Source organism: Micromonospora sp. NPDC048842 (assembly GCF_040649935.1).
GTDB classification, from domain to species: Bacteria; Actinomycetota; Actinomycetes; order Mycobacteriales; family Micromonosporaceae; genus Micromonospora; species Micromonospora hortensis.
In genome coordinates this window covers 39,932-58,421 of sequence record NZ_JBEZGK010000014.1, presented here as the reverse complement: position 1 = coordinate 58,421, position 18,490 = coordinate 39,932, and the positions used below count along the sequence as shown (strand labels likewise).

Here is an 18,490-nt window from a genome sequence, read left to right as displayed (position 1 = left end):
ACGGTCGTTCCGCTGAGCTGAGCGGTCAGTCAGCGCCCGCGCCGCGCGCTGCGCGATCGACTCGGCTTCCGGCCGCGACTACCGCACGTCCGGCAGGTGCCAGCCGCCGGCCAGCGCGTCGGCGTCCGTCGGACCCCAACTGCCCTTCTCGTACGACTGCACCGCCGTCGGCAGATCCAGGATCGGCTCGACGATGCGCCACTCCTGCTCGATGGTCTCGGCACGCGCGAAGCGCAGGTGCTCTCCGTCCATCGCGTCGTCGAGCAGCCGCTCGTACGCCTCCTGCCGGCGACCGAGAGCCGAGCCGAAGTCGACGGACAGGTCCACCGGACGGCTCGCCACCTCGGCACCCGGGCTCTTCGCCTGGATCGACATGGTGATGCCGTCACCGCGTCCGAGGCGGAAACGCAGCAGGTTCGCGGCCCTCGCCGTGCCCCGCTCGGCGGGGATCAGCGAGCGCTGCGGCTGCTTGAACTCGACCACGACCTCCGTCGCCGTCCCCGGCAGGGACTTGCCGGTGCGCAGGTAGAACGGCACGCCCGCCCAGCGGGGGGAGTCGACGGTCAACCGGGTGGCCACGAACGTCTCCGTGTTCGAGTCGACCGCCACGCCCGCCTCGTCGCGGTAGCCGGCGTACTGCCCCCGGACGGTGGACTCCGGCGACAGCGGCGCGACCTGCCGCAGCACCGCGGCCTCCGCCTCCCGGAACGCCGCGGTGTCCTCGCTGGCCGGCGCCTCCATCGCGATGAGCGCCACGACCTGAAGGATGTGGTTCTGCAACACGTCCCGGGTCGCGCCCACAGTGTCGTAGAACCCGGCCCGGCCCTGGGTGCCGAACCCCTCGGCGAGGGTCACCTGGATGTTGTCGATGTGCTCGTTGTTCCACAGCGGCTCGAACAGCCGGTTGGCGAACCGGAAGGCGTAGAGGCTCTCGACGGCTTCCTTGCCGAGGTAGTGGTCGATGCGGAACACGTGCTCCGGCGCGAAGGCCGCGCCCAGTGTGCGATCCAGTTCGCGGGAGGACTCCAGGTCACGCCCGAACGGCTTCTCCACGATCACCCGACCCCGGTCGGCCAGACCCACGGCCGCCAGGCCCTCGACGACGGAGCCGAACACCGCCGGAGGGATCGCCAGGTAGAAGACCGGCCGCTCGGCGTCGCGCAGCCGCTCAGCCAGCCGTTGGTACGTCGTCGGGTCCGCGTAGTTGCCGGAGATCATCGAAAGGTTGTCCGCCAGCCGATCGAAGGTCTCGTCGTCGATCTCGTCATTGGCCTCGGCAACCGACTTGCGGGCCATGGTGACCAACTGCTGATCATCCCAGGGGGAGCGGGCCACGCCGATCACCGGAACGTCGAGGCGGTCGCGCCGGGTCAACTCGTACAGCGCCGGAAACAGCTTCTTCGAGACGAGGTCTCCCGTGACGCCGAACAGCACTACCGCGTCTGAGCGCATGTGCATGGCACTTCCCATTCGATCATCCGAACCTGATCTTCCGAACGGACAACCGCACGACCCACTCCAGGAATTCCCCAGCGTGCGGTGTACGTGAGGTCGGCGACAACACTGTCTCGACGAGCCCTTATGTTAAGGAAGGTTTACAGTACAGGCGAAACGCCGGTAGCCTGCGACTCTAATCGACGAAGGTCGATCACCACGAGGCCTGGAGGTACCGTGCGTCGCCGACACACCACCACACGGCTGCTGGCCCTAGCCGCCCTCGCGCTACCAATCATCCTGCCCACAGCGCCCGCCACCGCCGCGACACCCACCGCACCAACCCGACACCTCAGCGACGTCATCCCCGCACCCGTCGAAACCCACCCCGACGCGCACAACACCTTCCGGATCACCCCCCTGACCGTCATCCGCACCACCCCCGGCTCAGCCGCCGCCCTGCGCATCGGTCACCAACTCGCCACCACACTGCGCCCCGCCACCGGCCACCCCCTGCCCGTCCTGCCCGTACGCTCCACCCCGCTACCCGAGATCGCCCTGCTCATCGGCGGCGCCGACGACCGCATCGGCCAACAGGGCTACCAACTCGACGTCACCCGCCGCGGCGTCACCATCCGCGCCAACACCCCCGCCGGGCTGTTCGCCGGCACCCAGACCCTGCGCCAACTGCTCCCCGCCGACATCGAAGCACCCGACCGGCAGCGGACCACCTGGACAGTCCCCGGCGGACGAATCGTCGACTACCCACGCTTCGCCTACCGCGGCGCGATGCTCGACCTCGCACGCCACTTCCACACCGTCGACGACATCACCGCCTACGTGGACCTGCTCAGCCAGTACAAAATCAACTACCTGCACCTGCACCTCACCGACGACCAGGGCTGGCGCATCCAGATCGACTCCTGGCCCCGCCTCACCACAATCGGCGGGGGACCCGGCACCGGAGTCGACGGCGTCGGCCCCGGATACCTCACCAAGGCCGACTACAAGGCCGTCGTCGCCTACGCCGCCGCACGACACATCACGATCATCCCCGAGATCGACATGCCCGGGCACACCAACGCCGCCCAGTCGACGTACCCCGAACTCAACTGCGACGGCGTCGCACCGCCCCCGCGCACCGACATCGCGGTCGGCTACAGCTCCCTGTGCATCAACGACGAACTCACCTACCGCTTCGTCGAAGACGTCATCCGCGAACTCGCCGCCATCACCCCCGGACCATTCCTGCACATCGGCGGCGACGAAGCCCACGCCACCACCGACGAGGACTACCGCACCTTCATGAACCGGGTCCTGCCCCTGGTCGCGAAGTACGGCAAACGCGCCTCCGGATGGAACGAGATCACCCAGGCCGACCTGCCCACCGACGCCGTCGCCCAGTTCTGGGGAACCGGCACCACAAACGCCAGCCTCGCCGCAGCCGCCGCCCGCGGCAACAAGGTCATCATGTCGCCGGCGAACAAGGCCTACCTGGACATGAAGTACGACGCCAACACCCGCCTCGGCCTGCGCTGGGCCGGCCTGATCGAGGTCTCCGACGCCTACGGCTGGGACCCCGCCACCCGGGTCACCGGAGTCGGCGAGAACGCCATCCTCGGCGTCGAGGCCCCACTGTGGTCCGAGACGCTGCGCACCCTGGACGACATCGAATACATGGCCTTCCCCCGCCTACCCGCGATCGCCGAACTCGGCTGGTCCACCACCGCCAGCCACGACTGGGAATCGTTCCGGACCCGGCTGGGGGAGCAGGCATCCCGCTGGCGACTGCAACAGGTCGACTTCTACCCGTCCCCGCAGGTGCCCTGGATCTGACCCGTACCCCCGTCGCACGCTGTTCGTGGGCACCGGCCGACCCGGCCGGTGCCCACGACGGTCAACGACCGCAGGCGGAGTCCAACGCCTTCAGCGGCGGGTCGAGATCCGGCGCCTCGATCTCGGTGGCCTTCGGACTGGCCAGGTGCTTCTCCACCCCGGCAGCCAGGGTTTCCAACGCGGTACGCACCTGCGGATCGGCAGCGGTCGGCGCCGCCGTCCGCAGGTCCTGCAACAGCGCGGTGTAGTGACCGCGAACCTTCGCGCCCGCCTCCTTGGCGCTCACCGGCTTGTCGATGGCGGCGATCGCATCGTCGGCCATCGCGACGTAGTGCTTCTTGACAAAATCGAGACTCGCGTCGCAGACCTGCTTGCTGTTCGCCGCCACGTCGACGGTCGGGCTGGGCGCCGCGGTGGCCGTCGGCGCGGCGGTCCCCGCGCTCTCCTTCTCGGCAGGCTGGCAGCCCACAACGAGGCCGACGGTCGCGACCAGGCCAACGACAATACGGACAGGCTTACTCGTCAAGGTGTTCCCCCGTGGTGATGTGCGGCCCCGCCGATCGCGGTGAACGGGCGGCGGCCAGAGCGCACCACTGTAGACATCACCCGCCGTAGGCGCACACCGCTTTCACGCCCGGTGTCCCGGCTCGACCTCGCCGGGCATGAGACGTTGGAGCACATGAACCTGGCGTACGACCACTCAGCGGACACCGGACCAACTGTGGTCTGCCTACCCATGTTCAGCATGAGCCGCACCGCCACGGCCGCCGCCCTCAGCCCCGCACTCGCGGGCGCCGGCCTGCGGGAGATCTACCTGGACCTGCCCGGCCACGGAGACACCCCCGCGAACTGCCCACCCACCTCCCGGGCGGTGCTGGACACCGTCTGCGCCTGGCTCGACCACCACGTCGACGCGCCGGTCCTGCTCGCCGGCGGCTCCTACGGCGCGTACCTGGCCGCCGGCATCGCACGCCAACGACCCGACCTCGTCGCCGGCCTGCTCCTGGTCTGTCCCGGTGTCACCATCGCCCGCGACAGCCGGACCCTGCCCGACGACCCACCGCTCGAAGCGCCCCCGGGCTGGCTCGACGCCGCTCCCACCGAACTGCACGCGCACCTCGACGCCGCCCTGGGCCACCGCACCCCAGCCGTCGTCGCGACGGTGCTCGCCGCCCTGAACTCCGGCGGTCCCGGTGACCCGACATTCCAACAGCAGTTGCAGAACGGCCCCGGCTACGCGCTACCCGACGAGAACGCCGAGGTCGTCTTCGACGGCCCGGTCAGCGTGATCACCGGCCGACAGGACCGGATCGCAGGTTACGCCGACCAGTTCCGCGCCATGCGCCACTACCCGCGTGGCACCTTCACCGTGATCGACGCGGCCGGTCACTACCTGCCGTACGAACAACCCACCCTGCTGCGCGCACTCACCCAGGACTGGCTGCGCCGCACGCGCGACTGACAGCCCAAGCTGGGGGAGCGGGCCGTGCCTGGCCCGGCCAACACCCCTGCTCGGCCTCAGAGTTCCCGGAAGCCGGGCCGCGACCGTGTTGGCGACAGAAATCATCAACGCGGCGATCGTCTGACGCGCCAATCGCTCGCGACGCGCGGCAGTAACCAGATTCGGCCGGCGATCATTGGTGCCACCGAAGCACCTTTGGTGGTCGGATGCGGGCTAGGTGACGGCTACGTGAAGTCAAGAGCCGGCAAGTGAAGAAAATACCATTTCAAGACGATCGCGGACATCGACTTCAGAAAAACAAGTACGTGGAATAGTCTGGCGATCTGGCCCCTGCCGAAGAACATGAGGGCCCTGCTGGCGATTACTTGTCATGAATACCAATGTTGCTGTGAGCTCGTCCGCTGCGGCGCGGACTGTATGCAGTTGCCTGTGGTCAATCGAGTAGTGGGCCCCTGCCGGAAGGTCCGCGGAGAACCGCTCCTCGACCGACACGGTTGCTTGTTTTTCGAGCAGATCGCCGTCGTTCTGCGACGGCGGGCGTGCCAGGTAAGACCCAATGGGACTGCCCTCGTTCACTATTTCAAAATGACGGAGGCGCAGGCGGCCACACAAGACCACGGAGCTGAACCCTTTGACATGGTTGTGAATGTCCTCATTGATTCGCGCACGTCCCGGCAGCCAGACATTCAGCCTCACTTGGTTACTTTCGGCGACCCCCCGCATGACAACAAGCTTTTCGAACCCGTTGACATGGGCGTACGAGGCATCGGCGATTGAACGGATCATGGCAGAATCGACGAGCATGCGCCGAATTACGTCAACGAGATCGTGGCGCCGGAGAAAATTCTCGATGGCGGGGCGCATATTGTCAGCTTGGTTAATAAAGTCGGGATCATCGAGCAGCGCCGGCTCCAAGTACGGATTCGCAACCTGTGGCAGATCCACGAAAAACCTCCTCATGCGCCCCGAGCAGCTTCTGCGCGTACGCCAAGTCCCGTCTCTGCGGTAGAACGGTGACCCAGCGCTACAAGCTACGAATCGACTCAGACACAACCTCGGTCAATTTGTCGATCTCACCGGGCAGTGCCGCTACCACGCGATGCTTCTGCTTGCCCGAAACCTGAGTCGAATGTGCCTCGCCGTGCAGGTTTCGGACCACAGCTCCAGCCTCCGTAGCAATCAATCTGCCAGCGTGAAGGTCCAGATCTCCGACATCATAGCCCACTATCCCATCGATGTCACCCTTTGCGAGCATGAGCCAACACGGCAGCGGAGCCCAAAGATCCAATAAGCGGTGCCCATGACGGATCAACGCATCAAGAATTGCCTGAGGATCTCCATCTCGGCGAACATCGTATCCTTGCAGCCAAGCAAGTACCGGACCACGCGTCGAGGACCGCTCAGGCGCGCGTATCGTCTTCCCATCGTTATCCCAGGCACCTCGATCCTTGATCGCGGACCATGTTCTTTTAGAGACAGGATCGTGGACCGCGCTAAGAATCGGAGTTCTGCGCCGACACAGGGCCACGCCTACCGCCAGGACCGGTAATCCGATCGCAAGGTTGTTGGTTCCGTCGAGCGGATCCACGAGCCAGGTAAACTCGCCGTCGCCGCTCAGCGATCCCGACTCTTCAGCGACGATTGCATGATCCGGAAATGTGCGTCTTATTTCATCGATAATGATCCGTTCCGCACTTGTGTCGAGCGTTGTTACAACGTCGCCACCGTCCCCCTTGTCGCGGATTGAAAGACGGTCGAACATATGTTCGTGTATGAACTCGCCGGCAAGATTGACGGCATCAATGGCTACCCGCCTGCCCAACTCTGCGTCTAGCTGATTCATGCTTGAACTCCACAATGTCGGCGGTAACGCCATCCGCGAAATCGCGAGTGCACCGCCTCTGCGCACTCGCTGCAGCTGACGGCAAGCAGCATCATAACAGCATGTGAGCTATAGGACATGCCACGCGTGCGGGAACGCATCATTCATAGGGATTTTTGGCTCGAATTGCTTTGTCGATGACTTCTCGCACGGAGACGTCGTCGAAGCCCTTAGGCAGAGGAACGCCAACCGCGACAAAAAGAGCACGAGCCTCGGTGACGGTTGGCTCGTCACTTAGGGGTGTCCGGGCAGCCGCCTCCAGGTCTACGCGCTTAGCCTGCGCCATCGTCGTCCGAAGATCATTCGCATACCCATCGAACAGCGGGCTGCCGTTCGAGACGACCATGGCGGGGAATTGAGGATCGTCCTGGGTGATAATGACGCGAGATGCGGATAAGTCAAACCGAAAAGTGGACATTACCGTCGACAATCCGATGCTTATGTCGAGAAACTGGAACCGCTGTTGGTGGTAACACGCAGAGAGGATTGTCGCGTAGGATTCGCGCATTGTGCGGTCGGCTGTCCAAAGTTCACCAGTTCCGTCTGGTCGCGACGACACGGCGTGTCGAAATCTGCTGTACGCTTCACACAGCACCGAGCTTGTCGGATCAATGATTTCAATACGCACGAGTAGAGCACGCCGATCTCGACGTGCGTTCGCAATGCATTCGGGAAGAGTCACCGCGCGGGTATAAGTACCTGTACCCCCACGGAACAGCCATCTGTCAGTATGTTGTCGGGCTTCAGAGAACGCCGCAGCGATATCGGCACCCCGCACCGTCCGGATGTGTGCAATTCCCTCAACCGTCGTCTGCATCTTCAGAACGGCCGAACTCGCCGCTTCCAAGGAAGCCATACGCCGCTCAATTTGTGTCAGCGACTGCGATGCCGTCGCGACACTCATTTCGGTTGACCTATCCGCAGATGCCTTGTTCCACCGATCGCGTAGAAGCGCGAATGAAATTACGGCCAGCGTTGCCAGTGTTGCGTTACCGGCAATTTTCGGCGACACAACGTCGAGGAGGCCCAAAGTGCTAGTGACGACAGCAAGAAGCAATGCGACAATGGCGTCGATCTGACGAACTAATCGAAGGGAAGTGCGCTTCATCGATGCACTCCTCAAGAGAGAGGGAATAGCTGATAAATGCGACGTCCTTTTGCGGAATCGATTGTAACACTGGGGGACAAACCTCCATCAAGGTCCTCGCCGCCGCACTTCCGTACAACCAGCACTCCAGCGGGAGATCCCTTCTGCATTGGTTCGTACGGTCTTCACGTGCCTTTCGGCCGGATCCTGCCTGTTGCTGTCGGATCTTGATGGAGCGCGGGTTCGTGGGGGAGCGGCCGCAGTGAAGTCACACAGACCCTCCTGCGCTGGCGACAGGAGGACGGCCTTGACGCGTTCGTCGAGGTCAACTCCCAGCCCGTGGTTATGCGCTGGAGAGGCGATGGTCGCGGCGACACCGGGAGGAACACGGCTTCGAGTTCCTCGCCCTCGTCCTACGACCTCTCGATACCGGATTCACCCGCCAATGCTCCTGAGCGTTGCCCCGTCCAAGGCTGACGAACAACAGCCGCCGTCACGACTTCCGGTTCCGGCCCAAGGCGCAGGAATCAAGGGCCCTGGACTGACGTAGCCGTACCTCCCGCCCATCCACTTCGAGGCGATTCGATAATGCACATTATGTAAAGTGGTGGGTTCTGGGGGTCCCCTCGTAGCCTGCCGACAGGGGTCAGTCGCGCATCAGGCCCGGCGGACACGCGTCCTCGTCCGGCTCGACGAGGCGCGCGTTGACCAGCGGGTTGCGTCGCAGGGTCGTCAGCACGGCAACACTGGCGCCGATGTCGGTCCAGGTGTCGTCCCACAGGGCGGAGACGAGCCAGGAGCGATCCGCCGGGAAGAACAGGTCGGGCAGCACCCCGTCGCCGCCGCGCATGTGACCGACGCGCCAGGCGAGAGCCTGTTCCGGTCCGGCCTGGACCAACACGTAGGACCAGTCCCCGTAGAGGGACACCCTCGCCGCGCGCGGAAAGACGACGTCGTGGGCACCGGTGTCGAGAAAGCCGAGCCACCAGGGCTGATCCGGCGTGCACGACACCAGCTCGTCGATCACCGCACGTTCGTGGGCGTGGTACTCGACACCCTCTGGCCGGTGGAAGGTGCCGTACGCCTCGAACACCGGCGGGATCGCCGCGGTGACCGAGAGACCCTGTGTGGTGCGCCCGGCGAGCCAGGCGACGTCGCTGGCCGTGCCGATCCGCCAGGTCCGTCCGTCCTTGCTGACGTCAATGGGCTCGGTCGGGGTCGTTGCGTCGTGCTCGACGGCGGTGGGTGACGCATACGGAGCCCACCCGGCTCGGCCAGCGGCCCGCCACTGGTGCCCCTCGGAGCAGACCAGATCTATCGGACCGTCGAGGTCCCGGTACACGATGGGCGTGCCGGGTCGACCACAGGTGGGACAGGTGGCGGCGAGCGACGTCATGCCGCGCACGTTACGTGCTTCTCGGTCAGCTCCAGCCGTACTCGTGGCGGCCGGGACGAGGTCCGCTCCCCCTCGCTGACCGCTTCCCGAATACGCGAAAATGCTGCATAATATCCCTTATGCATGACAAACAGGACGAATCGCTCGTGGTGCTGATCGAGGAGTTCCTGACCGCCCGGGCCACCCGCAAGCCCTCCCCGCACACCCTGGCGGCGTACCGCAGGGATCTGCGCACTGTCGCGACTCTCGTCGCGGAGGATGCCACCCCTCCCCTGCCCCTGGACGCGCTGTCGATCACCGCCCTCTCCCCCAGGGTGATGCGCGCGGCCTTCGCCCGGTTCGCCGCTCCCCGGGCGTCCGCGTCGGTGCACCGGGCCTGGTCCACCTGGAACAGTTTCTTCACGTTCCTTGTCGCTGACGGGTTCGTGGCGGGTAACCCGATGCCGGCGGTTGGGCGGCCTCGGGCGCTACTCCCCCAGCCGAAGCCGCTGCGCGGCGCGGACACCCCCGAGGTGCTGCTGGCGTCCGCCGCGCGCGACGACGGTCGGCAACGCGATCCGTGGCCGGAGCGGGACGTGGCGGTGTTGGCGGTGGCGCTCTGCGCCGGGTTGCGTCTGTCGGAGCTGCTCGCGTTGCGCGTCGACTCGCTCGGCGGCCGGCCCGGTGAGCGGCGGATCGAGGTGGCGGGCAAGGGTGGGCGGCCTCGGGTGGTGCCGATCGAGGCGGATCTGGACCGGGTGCTGCGGGACTACCTGGACAGTCGGGTGCGGCGCTTCGGTTCGCGGTCGGTCCGTCCCGACTCGCCGTTTCTGGTGGATCGGCGTGGTGAGCCGTTGCGCCGTGGTGGCCTGCAGTATCTCGTCGAGTCGTGTTACCGGCGGGCGGGCATCGGTGACCGGGTGCCGCGTGGTGCGCGGCTGCACGCGCTGCGGCACACGTTCGCGACCCGGTTGGCGGAGGACGGGGCGAGCGCGGCGGAGATCATGCGGTTGTTGGGGCACGCGTCGTTGGCGTCGTCGCAGACGTACATCGAGGTGACGGCCGGGCAGCAGCGTGACGCGGTCCGCGCCAACCGGACCAACCGCGCGCTGGCGGGTCTGGTGCCGCCCGGGTGAGCGTGGTCAGTGTGCGCGGTGGCCGGTGCCGTCGGCGGTGACGGGCAGGGGGCCGAGGACGGCGTTGATGATGTGGATGCGGGCGTTGGTGGCCTGGTAGTCGGCGCAGACCGTGTCGGCGCGGTCGCCGAGGCGGGCGGTGGGTCCGGTGCGGGTGACGGTGAGGGTGACGCCGTCGAGGGTGGTGGCGGCGCCGGCGGTGGTGAGGTCGGCGATCGGGTGGCTTCCGGTGATGAGGTGGGCTTTCAGCAGGGTGCGGAGCTGGTCGGTGTGGTGGGTCATGAGGTCGTCCCAGTTGTCCTCGGAGAACGTGGCGGCGAAGGCGTCGTCGGAGGGCGCCAGGACGGTGACGCCGGTGCTGGCGGCCAGGGCGGTGAGGACGCCGCTGGTGCGCAGTGCCGCTTCGAACGTGGTGAGGGTGGGGATCCAGCGCAGCGCCTGGTCGACGGGTTGCCCGGCGAGGAAACTCGGGTTGCCCGGGTCGGTGCCGGTGGGTAGGGCGGCACAGAGCGGCCCGGTGGGCTGGGGTGCGGCGCTAGAGGGTGCGGCGTTCGTGCGGGGAGCTGCGGGGCTGCCGGTGCAGGCGGCCAGCAGCAGGGTCGGCAGGAGCAGACCGAGCGTCCGTCGGACGCGCCGAGCGCCGTGCGGTCCGCGGTGTCGTCGGGGTTGTCGCTGTGGGGTGGCGGGGTGCGACACGGCGGCCTCCACGGGTGCGGGGGTTGCTGGTGGGGTGCCGGCGGCGCGGGTGTTGGGCCCGCGCCGCCGGCGTGATGGCTCGCTAGTCGTCGGTCACAGTGACGCGCATTGGCTGGTGCGCGGGCCGTTCACGGTGTTGGCGACGCCGAGGTTGGTCGGGGCGGCGCTGTTAGCGGTGCAGGTGAGCGGGCCGCGAATGGTGTTGCCGGCCAGCAGGGGTGCGTCGGTGCCGGTGGTGTTGCCGGACAGGTTGACCGGGCCGGCGATGGTGACGTCGATGATGGAGATCGCGTCGGTGGTGTTGGTGATCTGCAGTGGCCCGTTGACAGTGGTGTCGGCGAGGAGGACTCCGCTGGCGCGGGTTGCGCTGACTGGTCCGCTGATGGTCGTTCCGGTCGCGACGAGTGCGGCGCCCGTCCGGACGGTGACCGGGCCGTTGATGGTGGCGTCGGCGGCGCAGGTGAAGGCGGATACGACGAGCGGTCCGTTACGCCGGCCGGTGAGGGTCGGGTAGACGCGTTCGCCGTCGGTCAGCTTCTCCACGCCCTTGGTGTCGAGCAGCAGCGGGATCAGGCCGCGTTCGGGCTGGTTGAGGGGTACGTAGTAGCCGTCGTCGGTCTTGATGACCTTCCAGCCGTGCGCGGCGATGCGCTGCGCGACTGTGCTGCCCGCGCCGCCTGGTCCGTCGGTGCGTGCGCCGTTGTACTGCTCGTCGGTGAGCTTGTAGGCGCACGGGGCGTTGTCGAGGATGAGGTCGGCGGGGGGTGCGTCCAGCGGTGGTGGGCTGTCGCCGGGGTGCGGTGCCGGGTGGGCGGGGATGGGGCGGGAGCCGCGGAAGACCAGCCGGCCGGTGTTGGCGGCTTGGGTTTCGATGGCTTCGCTGCGGGCCTTCAGGATGTCGGCGCGGTCGGCGCGGTGGTAGTCGAGGAACTGGTGGAAGGTCCACAGGGCGGAGTAGGTCTTGCGGCGTCGGTTGTTGGCGGTGTTGCCCTCGTCGGGGCGGGTCTGGCCGCCGGAGCTGCGGAGTTCCAGCAGGGAGTTGGTGACGTTCTTGAGTCCGAGGGTGTTGCGCAGGATGGTTTCCTCGCTGAGGCCGACGTTGCCGCCACCTTCACAGCCGTAGGGGCAGGCCCACCAGCCGGCTTGGGCGCCCTTGGCGTACATGTGGCCTTCGATCATGTCCTGGGACTGGTCGAAGATGGGTTGGGCGACGTTCTGATGCCGTGGGGGCAGCATCGGCAGGTCGCCGGCGCGGGAGTTGCCGAACTCGTGGCCGTCGTAGCCGGCGACGGGTCGGTAGTCGCGGACCATTTTGATGTACGCGGTGGTTTCGGGTTGGCGGATCAGGGAGTAGTCGCGGTTGAGGTCCTGGCCGGTGGAGTTGCCGCGGGTGTTGTTGGCGCGGCCGTCGCCGTTGATGGTGGGGACGATCAGGACGGTGGTGTGGCTGAGCAGGTCGGTGATGCGGGGGTCGGTGCTGAAGGCGAGTTGGCGGGCCATGATGAGGCAGGCTTCGCGGTCGCCGGGTTCGTTGCCGTGCACGTTGCAGTTGATGGCCACGGGTGCGGTGGCGGCGACGGCTTCGGGGGTGGCCGCCGGGGTGGGGTGGCCGATGACGAGCATGTTGATGGGGCGGTTCTGGACGGTGCGGCCGAGTTCGACGACGCGTACGCGGTCGCTGAGGGCGTCGATGGCGGCGGTGTAGGCGTACTCGTCGGTGTCGCTGGTGTACTGCGCGGCGTGGGTGGTCTCCCAGCCGGTGCGTAGTTGCTCGCCGGGGGTGGTGGGGTTGCCCCAGGGTGCGGTGGTGGTGGCGGTGACCGGGTCGGAGTAGGGCTGTTCGGTGGTGCCGGTGCGGGCGCGTACGCGCCATTGGAAGGTGTCGCCGGGGTTGTAGCCGGCGTCGGCGAAGGTGGGTGCCTGTTGGTTGATCTGGCGGTTGGGTCGCCAGATGCCGACGATGGTGGGTGTGCCGGTGGGGGTGTTGTCGGCGTCGACGGGGGTGCGTTCGATCTGGTAGTCGGTGGCGTCGTCGACGGGTTGCCAGGCGAGGGTGGTGTATCCGTCGGCCTGGTGGGCGGTGAGGGCGGTGACCTGGTCGGGTGGTGCGGCGCGTTGGGCGTTGGCGGGGGTGGCTGCGGTGGTGAGGGTGACGGCGATGAGGGTGGACACGGCGATGAGGGTGGGTCGCTGGCGTCTCATGTGGCCTCCGACGAGTTGATCGTGGCGCGTGTTGACCAGCATGATCGTCGAAGTCCATCGATGCAATGATCTTGAGGGAATCTTGCGGCTGAGCGGGGCTCCTCCCCCGGCGGCTCGGCCAGCCGAGTTCGGCACTCACCGTGTGGGACAGTGGTGTGTGGAAGGCTGTGGTGGGTCTGGTCAGGGTTCGATGAGGCCCGCGCGGATGGCGTATCTGGTGAGTTCGAGCCGGTTTCGTAGGCCCAGTTTCTGCAGCAGATTGCTTCTGTGCCGCTCGACGGTCTTGATGCTGATGAACAGCAGTTCGGCGATCTCCTTCGAGGAGTGCCCTTCGGCGACGAGTTTGAGGATCTCTTCCTCGCGGCCGGTGATGGCTCGTTCGGGTACCGGTTCGCCGTTGCGGACGCGATCGAGGTAGTTACGGATCAGCGCGGTGACGGCGCCGGGGTAGAGGAACGGTTCGTCGCGCATGGCGGCCCGGCATGCCTCGACGAGGTCGCGGTCGGCGACGGATTTGAGGACGTATCCGTTGGCGCCTGCTCGGAGTCCTTCGAAGAAGAACTGTTCGTTGTCGTACATGGTCAGGATCAGTACCCGCAGGCCCGGTTGCTCTCTGATGAGCTCACGGGTGGCTTGCAGGCCGGTGAGCCGGGGCATCGCGATGTCGAGGATGGCCAGGTCCGGGTGGTGTAGCCGGGCTTGTTCGACGGCTTCGGCGCCGTCGCTGGCCTCGGCGACGACGGTCAGGTCGGGTTCGCCGTCAAGGATGAGCCGGACGCCGCGGCGTACCAGTGCGTGGTCGTCGGCCAGCAGGATGCGGACGGGTGCGGTCATGTCAGTCCCGCCGGGCCGGGCACGTCGAGGGTGACCTGGGTGCCGCCGTCGGAACCGGGGCCGATGCTGAGGTGGGCGCCGACGAGCAGTGCCCGTTCGCGCATGCCGCGGATGCCGGCGCCTTCCGGTTGGCCGTCGATGCCGCGTCCGTCGTCGCGGATCCGTAACCGCACGCCGTTGCGGTGCGGGATGAGCGTGATGTCGACCCGGTTGGCGCCGGCGTGCCGGGCGACGTTGGTGAGGCCTTCCTGGGCCACGCGGTAGAGCACCAATTCGACTTCCTCGGTGAGTGCGGGTAGATCGGGTGCGAAGTCACGGCGGACCTGCAGGCCGCTGTGGTGGGAGATCTCCGCGAACAGTGAGCGCAGGGCGGCGACCAGGCCGAGTTCTTCCAGGACGCCGGGTCGCAGGCGGCGGGCGATGCGCCGGATCTCGTCGAGGCTGTCACGGGTGGTCTCCTGAACCTGGTGCAGTTCGGGGCGTAGGTCGGGCGGGGCGTGGTCGGCGACGCGGCTGATCTGCAGGAGGACGGCCGTCAGCGTCTGGCCGATCTCGTCGTGGAGTTCCTGGGCGATGCGCCGTCTCTCGTTCTCCTGGGCGGACAGCGCGCGGGCGTTGCTGGCGGCGCGGTCGGCTTCGAGTCGGTCGAGCATGGCGTTGAACGTGCTGATCAGGGCGGCGATGCCGGCGTGCCCGGTGACCGCGGGGCGGGGTCCGGGGCGGAGCAGGTCGATGGTGGTCATCGCACGGGTGAGGCGTTGCAGCGGTGCCAGGCCGACCCGGAGCAGCAGCGCGTTCGCGACGAGCATGACGACCAGCCCGGCGCTGAGGATGAGTGCCTCGGCGAGGACGACTGGTGTCGACACCGTCACGGGGCCCAGCAGGACCAGGACTGTCGCCGCGGTGAGGACCGCGGCGTTGATCAGGAAGATCCGCCAGAACAGCGACACCGTACCGGGCCTCCCGTTGTTGTCTCCGCCGGGCGCGGCTGCCGCGGCGGTGTCGACGCTCCGGTACCCCAGGATCTCGTCGGCGCCACGTGGGTGTCTATGGGGGCTGGCTCCCATGTTGTCCCCATGGTCAGCGCCGTGGAATGAGTGTTGGCCCCGATGTCGGGAGCGCCCTGCGTTGGCAACGGTGGTGGGACAGACGGCGGGTGGGCCTTCGGGGTCCGCGCAGAGGGGGGCGGTGGATGACCACGGCGGGCTGGTTGGCGGTGGCGGTGTTCGCGGTCGTGTATGCGCTGATCGCCACGGACCGGGTGGACCGGGTCGCCGCGTCGGTGGGCGGTGCGGTGCTGATGCTCGCGGTCGGGTTGACCGGTACGCAGGAGGCGTTCTTCTCCACGGACACGGGCATCGACTGGCGGGTCATCTTCCTGCTCATCGGGATGATGATCATCGTGTCGGTGCTGAGCCGCACCGGCGTGTTCGAGTACCTGGCGATCTGGGCGGCGAAGCGGGCCCGGGGGCGACCGTACCGGCTCATGGTCATCCTGGTGCTGATCACCGCTGCCGCGTCGGCGCTGTTGGACAATGTCACCACGGTCCTGCTCGTCGCGCCGGTGACCATCTCCGTGTGTCGGCAGCTCGGCGTACCCGTGGTGCCGTTCCTGCTGGCTGAGGTGTTCGCGGCGAACCTCGGCGGCACGGCGACGTTGATCGGTGATCCGCCCAACATCATCATCGCTGCCCGGGCCGGGTTGTCGTTCAACGCGTTCCTGGTGCATCTGACGCCGCTGGTCATCGTGTTGCTGGGTGTCCTGTTGCTGTTCTGCCGGGTGCTGTTCCGGTCGGCGCTGACGTACCACCCGGAACGGGTCGGGCCGGTGCTGGCGCTGCGGGAACGCGACGCGATCCGCGAACCGCGCCTGCTGCTGCTCAGCGGCATCGTTCTCGCCTTCGTCCTCGCCGGGTTCGGCCTGCACACCGTCCTGCACCTGGAACCGGCGGTGATCGCCCTGACCGGCGGCGTCGTCCTGCTGGGTGTGTCGCGGCTGGAGGCGGGCAGTGTGATGCGCGACGTGGAGTGGTCCACCCTGGCATTCTTCGCCGGACTGTTCGTCATGGTCGGCGCTCTGGTCGACACCGGCGTGATCCAGGTGTTGGGCACGTTCGCCACTGACGCGGTCGGTGACAACCTGTTGGGCGCGTCGCTGACCTTGATCGGCGGTGGGGCGCTCATGTCGGCGTTGGTCGACAACATTCCGTCGGTGACCGCCACCAGCCCGATCATCGAGCAGCTCGTCGCGGCGAACGGCGGCATGGAGCAGGCCGGCATGCTGTGGTGGTCGCTCGCGCTCGGCGCGGGGCTGGGCAGTAACGCCACAGTGGTAGCAGCCGCCTCCAACGTGGTGATGGTGGGTGTGGCGCAGCGGGCCGGGTACCCGATCTCGTTTTGGCGGTTCACCCGCGACGGCCTGCTGCTGACCATCGTCACGGTCGCGCTCGCCTGCGTTTACGTGTGGCTGCGCTACTTCGTCCTGGGAGGTGCGCCGTGACGTTGCCGGCGCTGTATCTGCTGTTGGCCGCCGGGACGCTGGTGGCGCTTGTCAGCGTGGGCGCTGCGAAGATCGCCGCGAAAGCCGGGATGCCTGTGCTGCTTGCGTACCTGGGCGTCGGGATGCTGCTCGGTGAGGGCGGCCTCGGGCTGCCGTTCGACGACGCCGCGCTGGCGCAGGCGCTCGGGTTGGCCGCCCTTGCGGTGATCCTTGTCGAGGGCGGCCTGACCACACGACTCAGCGATGTGCGGCGGGTGTTGCGCCCGGCCTGCGCGCTCGCCACCCTCGGTGTGTTCATCAGTGTCGCCGTCACCGCCGCCGCGGCGCACTACCTGCTCGGCCTGCAATGGCACCTGGCGTTGCTGCTCGGCGCGATCGTCTCGTCCACCGACGCGGCCGCGGTCTTCTCGGTGCTGCGCGCCGTGCCGCTGCCCCGCCGGCTGAGCAACCTGCTGGAGGCGGAGTCGGGGCTCAACGACGCGCCCACGTTCATCCTGGTGCTGGCGTTCAGCGCGACAAGTCTGACGACGCTGTCCCCGGGCGGGATGCTTGCCCAGATGAGCTACCAACTGGTGGTCGGGGCGCTCGCCGGCGTCGGGGTGGGCATGGGGGCGGTGTGGCTGCTGCGCCGGTTGACCCTGCCCACCTCGGGGCTGTACCCGATCGCCACGTTCGCGTGCGGGGTGCTCGCCTTCGCCGGCGCCGGCTTGGTTCAGGCCAGCGGGTTCATCGCCGCCTACCTGGCGGGTCTGGTGCTCGGCAACGCCGGCCTGCCACACCGCCGCGCGACCGAGTCACTGGCCGAGGGTCTCGGCTGGATCGCGCAGATTGGCCTGTTCGTCATGCTGGGGCTGTTGGTCTCACCGTCCGACCTGCCGGCGGCGATCGTGCCGGCGTTGGTGGTCGGCGCGGCCCTGCTGCTCATCGCCCGGCCCGTCTCGGTGCTGCTGACCCTGTTGCCGTTCCGTGTGCCGCTGCGCGAGCAGGTGTTCCTGTCCTGGGCGGGGTTGCGCGGCGCCGTACCCATCGTGCTGGCCACGGTGCCGGTGGTGGCCGGCACGCCGGGCAGCCTGGTCGTGTTCAACATCGTCTTCGTGCTCGTCGTGGTGTTCACCGCGATTCAGGCGCCGTCGCTGCCGTGGCTGGCCCGACGCCTCGGACTGGCCCCGCATCGCGTCGGCCCGGACCTGCAGGTCGAGATCGCCCCGCTGGACAACATCGACGCCGACCTCATCAACGTCACCGTCACCGCGGGCTCGAAGCTGCACGGCACGTACCTGGACGAGCTGCGGCTGCCGTACCCCGCGGTGGCACCGCTCGTGGTTCGCCACGGCGTCGCGTTCGTCCCCGCGACGGACACCCGGCTGCGTACCGGCGACGACCTGCTCGTCCTCACCACCCCGGCGGTTCGTGAGGCGACCGAACGCCGACTGCGGGCGGTCAGCCGCGCCGGGCGGCTGGCGCACTGGCACGGCGAGTACGGCGACCCCGAACGGGGTGCGGAACACCCAAGGAGGAGTCCGTCATGGAAATCGAACGCATCGCCCTCCCCGGCGTCGGCGTCTCGTACTCGTTCGTCAACGGCGATGGCACCCGACTCGGCGTGATCTGCCACCCCAACGGCGCCCGAGACATCGCCCTGTACGACCGCGGCGATCCCACCGATGTCCGCGCCGCGGCGGCGCTGTCGCCGTTGGAGGCCCACCACCTCGCCACCCTGCTCGCGGCGACCTCTGTCATCGACCTCGTGCCGGACGGCGACGCGGACGTGGACGCCGTAACTGTGGCCCGGGTGCCGATTCCCGCCGGCAGCGACTACGACGGCCGACCCCTGAAGAGCCTGCGCAGCGACGCCGCCGTCGTCGCGGTTGTGCGCGACGGCCACCCCACCCTCAACCCCGACAGTCGGTGGGCCCTGCGATACGGCGACGCCTTGATCACCGTCGGCACCCGCGACGCGATCGATCACCTCGCGCGCGTCGTCGCCGGGTACGTCACTGGCGGCGGCGCGACACCGCTGCGGGTGTGACGGGCCGGGCGACCGTG

At 67.6% G+C, this 18,490-nt stretch carries 16 protein-coding genes; 6 read left to right on the top strand and 10 right to left on the bottom strand.

Annotated features, from left to right (window positions below):
- Positions 1 to 78: 78 nt before the first annotated feature.
- Positions 79 to 1,458, bottom strand: a complete 1,380-nt coding sequence (zwf, locus tag AB0C19_RS20540; RefSeq protein ID WP_357187629.1) for a glucose-6-phosphate dehydrogenase — start codon at positions 1,456 to 1,458, stop codon at positions 79 to 81.
- A 213-nt stretch (positions 1,459 to 1,671) separates the two neighbouring features.
- Here zwf and AB0C19_RS20535 point away from each other — a divergent pair, with 213 nt between their 5' ends.
- Positions 1,672 to 3,270, top strand: a complete 1,599-nt coding sequence (locus AB0C19_RS20535; RefSeq protein ID WP_357187626.1) for a beta-N-acetylhexosaminidase — start codon at positions 1,672 to 1,674, stop codon at positions 3,268 to 3,270.
- Positions 3,271 to 3,331: 61 nt separating this feature from the next.
- Here AB0C19_RS20535 and AB0C19_RS20530 read toward each other — a convergent pair whose 3' ends face one another.
- Positions 3,332 to 3,796 carry a hypothetical protein gene (locus tag AB0C19_RS20530; RefSeq protein WP_357187623.1) on the bottom strand — a complete coding sequence of 155 codons (465 nt, stop codon included), beginning with the start codon at positions 3,794 to 3,796 and terminating at the stop codon, positions 3,332 to 3,334.
- A 111-nt stretch (positions 3,797 to 3,907) separates the two neighbouring features.
- On the opposite strand from AB0C19_RS20530, the gene AB0C19_RS20525 reads away from it, so the two are divergent.
- Positions 3,908 to 4,732, top strand: coding sequence for an alpha/beta hydrolase (locus tag AB0C19_RS20525; protein ID WP_357187620.1), 825 nt, complete (start codon positions 3,908 to 3,910; stop codon positions 4,730 to 4,732).
- Positions 4,733 to 4,966: 234 nt separating this feature from the next.
- On the opposite strand, the gene AB0C19_RS20520 is transcribed toward AB0C19_RS20525, so the two are convergent.
- From AB0C19_RS20520 to AB0C19_RS20505, 4 genes are all read right to left on the bottom strand, one after another.
- The gene (locus AB0C19_RS20520) at positions 4,967 to 5,677 is read right to left on the bottom strand and encodes a hypothetical protein (protein ID WP_357187617.1); all 711 of its coding nucleotides are present in this window, start codon (positions 5,675 to 5,677) and stop codon (positions 4,967 to 4,969) included.
- Between the two features lie 79 nt (positions 5,678 to 5,756).
- The gene (locus AB0C19_RS20515; protein WP_357187614.1) at positions 5,757 to 6,575 is read right to left on the bottom strand and encodes an inositol monophosphatase; all 819 of its coding nucleotides are present in this window, start codon (positions 6,573 to 6,575) and stop codon (positions 5,757 to 5,759) included.
- 139 nt (positions 6,576 to 6,714) lie between these two features.
- On the bottom strand, positions 6,715 to 7,722 hold the full coding sequence (locus AB0C19_RS20510) for a hypothetical protein (protein ID WP_357187611.1): 1,008 nt from the start codon (positions 7,720 to 7,722) through the stop codon (positions 6,715 to 6,717).
- A gap of 625 nt (positions 7,723 to 8,347) precedes the next feature.
- Entirely contained in the window at positions 8,348 to 9,097 is a 750-nt protein-coding gene (locus tag AB0C19_RS20505; RefSeq protein ID WP_357187608.1) for a hypothetical protein, read from the bottom strand.
- Positions 9,098 to 9,216: 119 nt separating this feature from the next.
- Between AB0C19_RS20505 and AB0C19_RS20500 the strand changes: the two genes are divergently transcribed.
- Positions 9,217 to 10,212, top strand: a complete 996-nt coding sequence (locus AB0C19_RS20500; RefSeq protein WP_357187605.1) for a tyrosine-type recombinase/integrase — start codon at positions 9,217 to 9,219, stop codon at positions 10,210 to 10,212.
- Between the two features lie 6 nt (positions 10,213 to 10,218).
- Here the strand turns inward: AB0C19_RS20500 and AB0C19_RS20495 are convergent, their stop codons facing one another.
- The 4 genes from AB0C19_RS20495 to AB0C19_RS20480 form a co-directional block, all read right to left on the bottom strand.
- Complete coding sequence (locus AB0C19_RS20495; RefSeq protein WP_357187602.1) at positions 10,219 to 10,908, bottom strand: fasciclin domain-containing protein; 690 nt, start codon at positions 10,906 to 10,908, stop codon at positions 10,219 to 10,221.
- Positions 10,909 to 11,001: 93 nt separating this feature from the next.
- Positions 11,002 to 13,110: a M14 family zinc carboxypeptidase gene (locus tag AB0C19_RS20490; RefSeq protein ID WP_357187599.1), complete on the bottom strand. Its 2,109-nt coding sequence runs from the start codon at positions 13,108 to 13,110 to the stop codon at positions 11,002 to 11,004.
- A gap of 180 nt (positions 13,111 to 13,290) precedes the next feature.
- Complete coding sequence (locus tag AB0C19_RS20485; RefSeq protein ID WP_357187596.1) at positions 13,291 to 13,944, bottom strand: response regulator transcription factor; 654 nt, start codon at positions 13,942 to 13,944, stop codon at positions 13,291 to 13,293.
- Entirely contained in the window at positions 13,941 to 15,011 is a 1,071-nt protein-coding gene (locus tag AB0C19_RS20480) for a HAMP domain-containing sensor histidine kinase (RefSeq protein ID WP_357187593.1), read from the bottom strand. The genes AB0C19_RS20485 and AB0C19_RS20480 overlap by 4 nt, the downstream gene beginning before the upstream one ends.
- Before the next feature lie 125 nt (positions 15,012 to 15,136).
- Here AB0C19_RS20480 and AB0C19_RS20475 point away from each other — a divergent pair, with 125 nt between their 5' ends.
- From AB0C19_RS20475 to AB0C19_RS20465, 3 genes are read left to right on the top strand one after another with little or no spacing between them, the layout of a single operon-like run.
- A complete protein-coding gene (locus AB0C19_RS20475) occupies positions 15,137 to 16,444 on the top strand; it encodes an ArsB/NhaD family transporter (protein WP_357187590.1) in 1,308 nt (435 codons plus the stop codon).
- A complete protein-coding gene (locus AB0C19_RS20470) occupies positions 16,441 to 18,051 on the top strand; it encodes a potassium/proton antiporter (protein WP_357187587.1) in 1,611 nt (536 codons plus the stop codon). The genes AB0C19_RS20475 and AB0C19_RS20470 overlap by 4 nt, the downstream gene beginning before the upstream one ends.
- Positions 17,970 to 18,473 (top strand): TrkA C-terminal domain-containing protein, encoded by a 504-nt coding sequence (locus AB0C19_RS20465; protein ID WP_357187585.1) that lies wholly within the window; start codon positions 17,970 to 17,972, stop codon positions 18,471 to 18,473. Before AB0C19_RS20470 ends, AB0C19_RS20465 begins: the two co-directional genes overlap by 82 nt.
- The last annotated feature ends 17 nt before the right edge of the window (positions 18,474 to 18,490 follow it).

Coding starts and splice junctions, on each gene's coding strand:
- AB0C19_RS20500 (WP_357187605.1), top strand. CDS start 9,217: ATGCATGACAAACAGGACGAATCGCTCGTGGTGCTGATCGAGGAGTTC.
- AB0C19_RS20475 (WP_357187590.1), top strand. CDS start 15,137: ATGACCACGGCGGGCTGGTTGGCGGTGGCGGTGTTCGCGGTCGTGTAT.
- AB0C19_RS20505 (WP_357187608.1), bottom strand. CDS start 9,097: ATGACGTCGCTCGCCGCCACCTGTCCCACCTGTGGTCGACCCGGCACG.
- AB0C19_RS20480 (WP_357187593.1), bottom strand. CDS start 15,011: ATGGGAGCCAGCCCCCATAGACACCCACGTGGCGCCGACGAGATCCTG.
- AB0C19_RS20490 (WP_357187599.1), bottom strand. CDS start 13,110: ATGAGACGCCAGCGACCCACCCTCATCGCCGTGTCCACCCTCATCGCC.
- AB0C19_RS20510 (WP_357187611.1), bottom strand. CDS start 7,722: ATGAAGCGCACTTCCCTTCGATTAGTTCGTCAGATCGACGCCATTGTC.
- AB0C19_RS20465 (WP_357187585.1), top strand. CDS start 17,970: ATGGAAATCGAACGCATCGCCCTCCCCGGCGTCGGCGTCTCGTACTCG.
- AB0C19_RS20485 (WP_357187596.1), bottom strand. CDS start 13,944: ATGACCGCACCCGTCCGCATCCTGCTGGCCGACGACCACGCACTGGTA.
- zwf (WP_357187629.1), bottom strand. CDS start 1,458: ATGCACATGCGCTCAGACGCGGTAGTGCTGTTCGGCGTCACGGGAGAC.
- AB0C19_RS20515 (WP_357187614.1), bottom strand. CDS start 6,575: ATGAATCAGCTAGACGCAGAGTTGGGCAGGCGGGTAGCCATTGATGCC.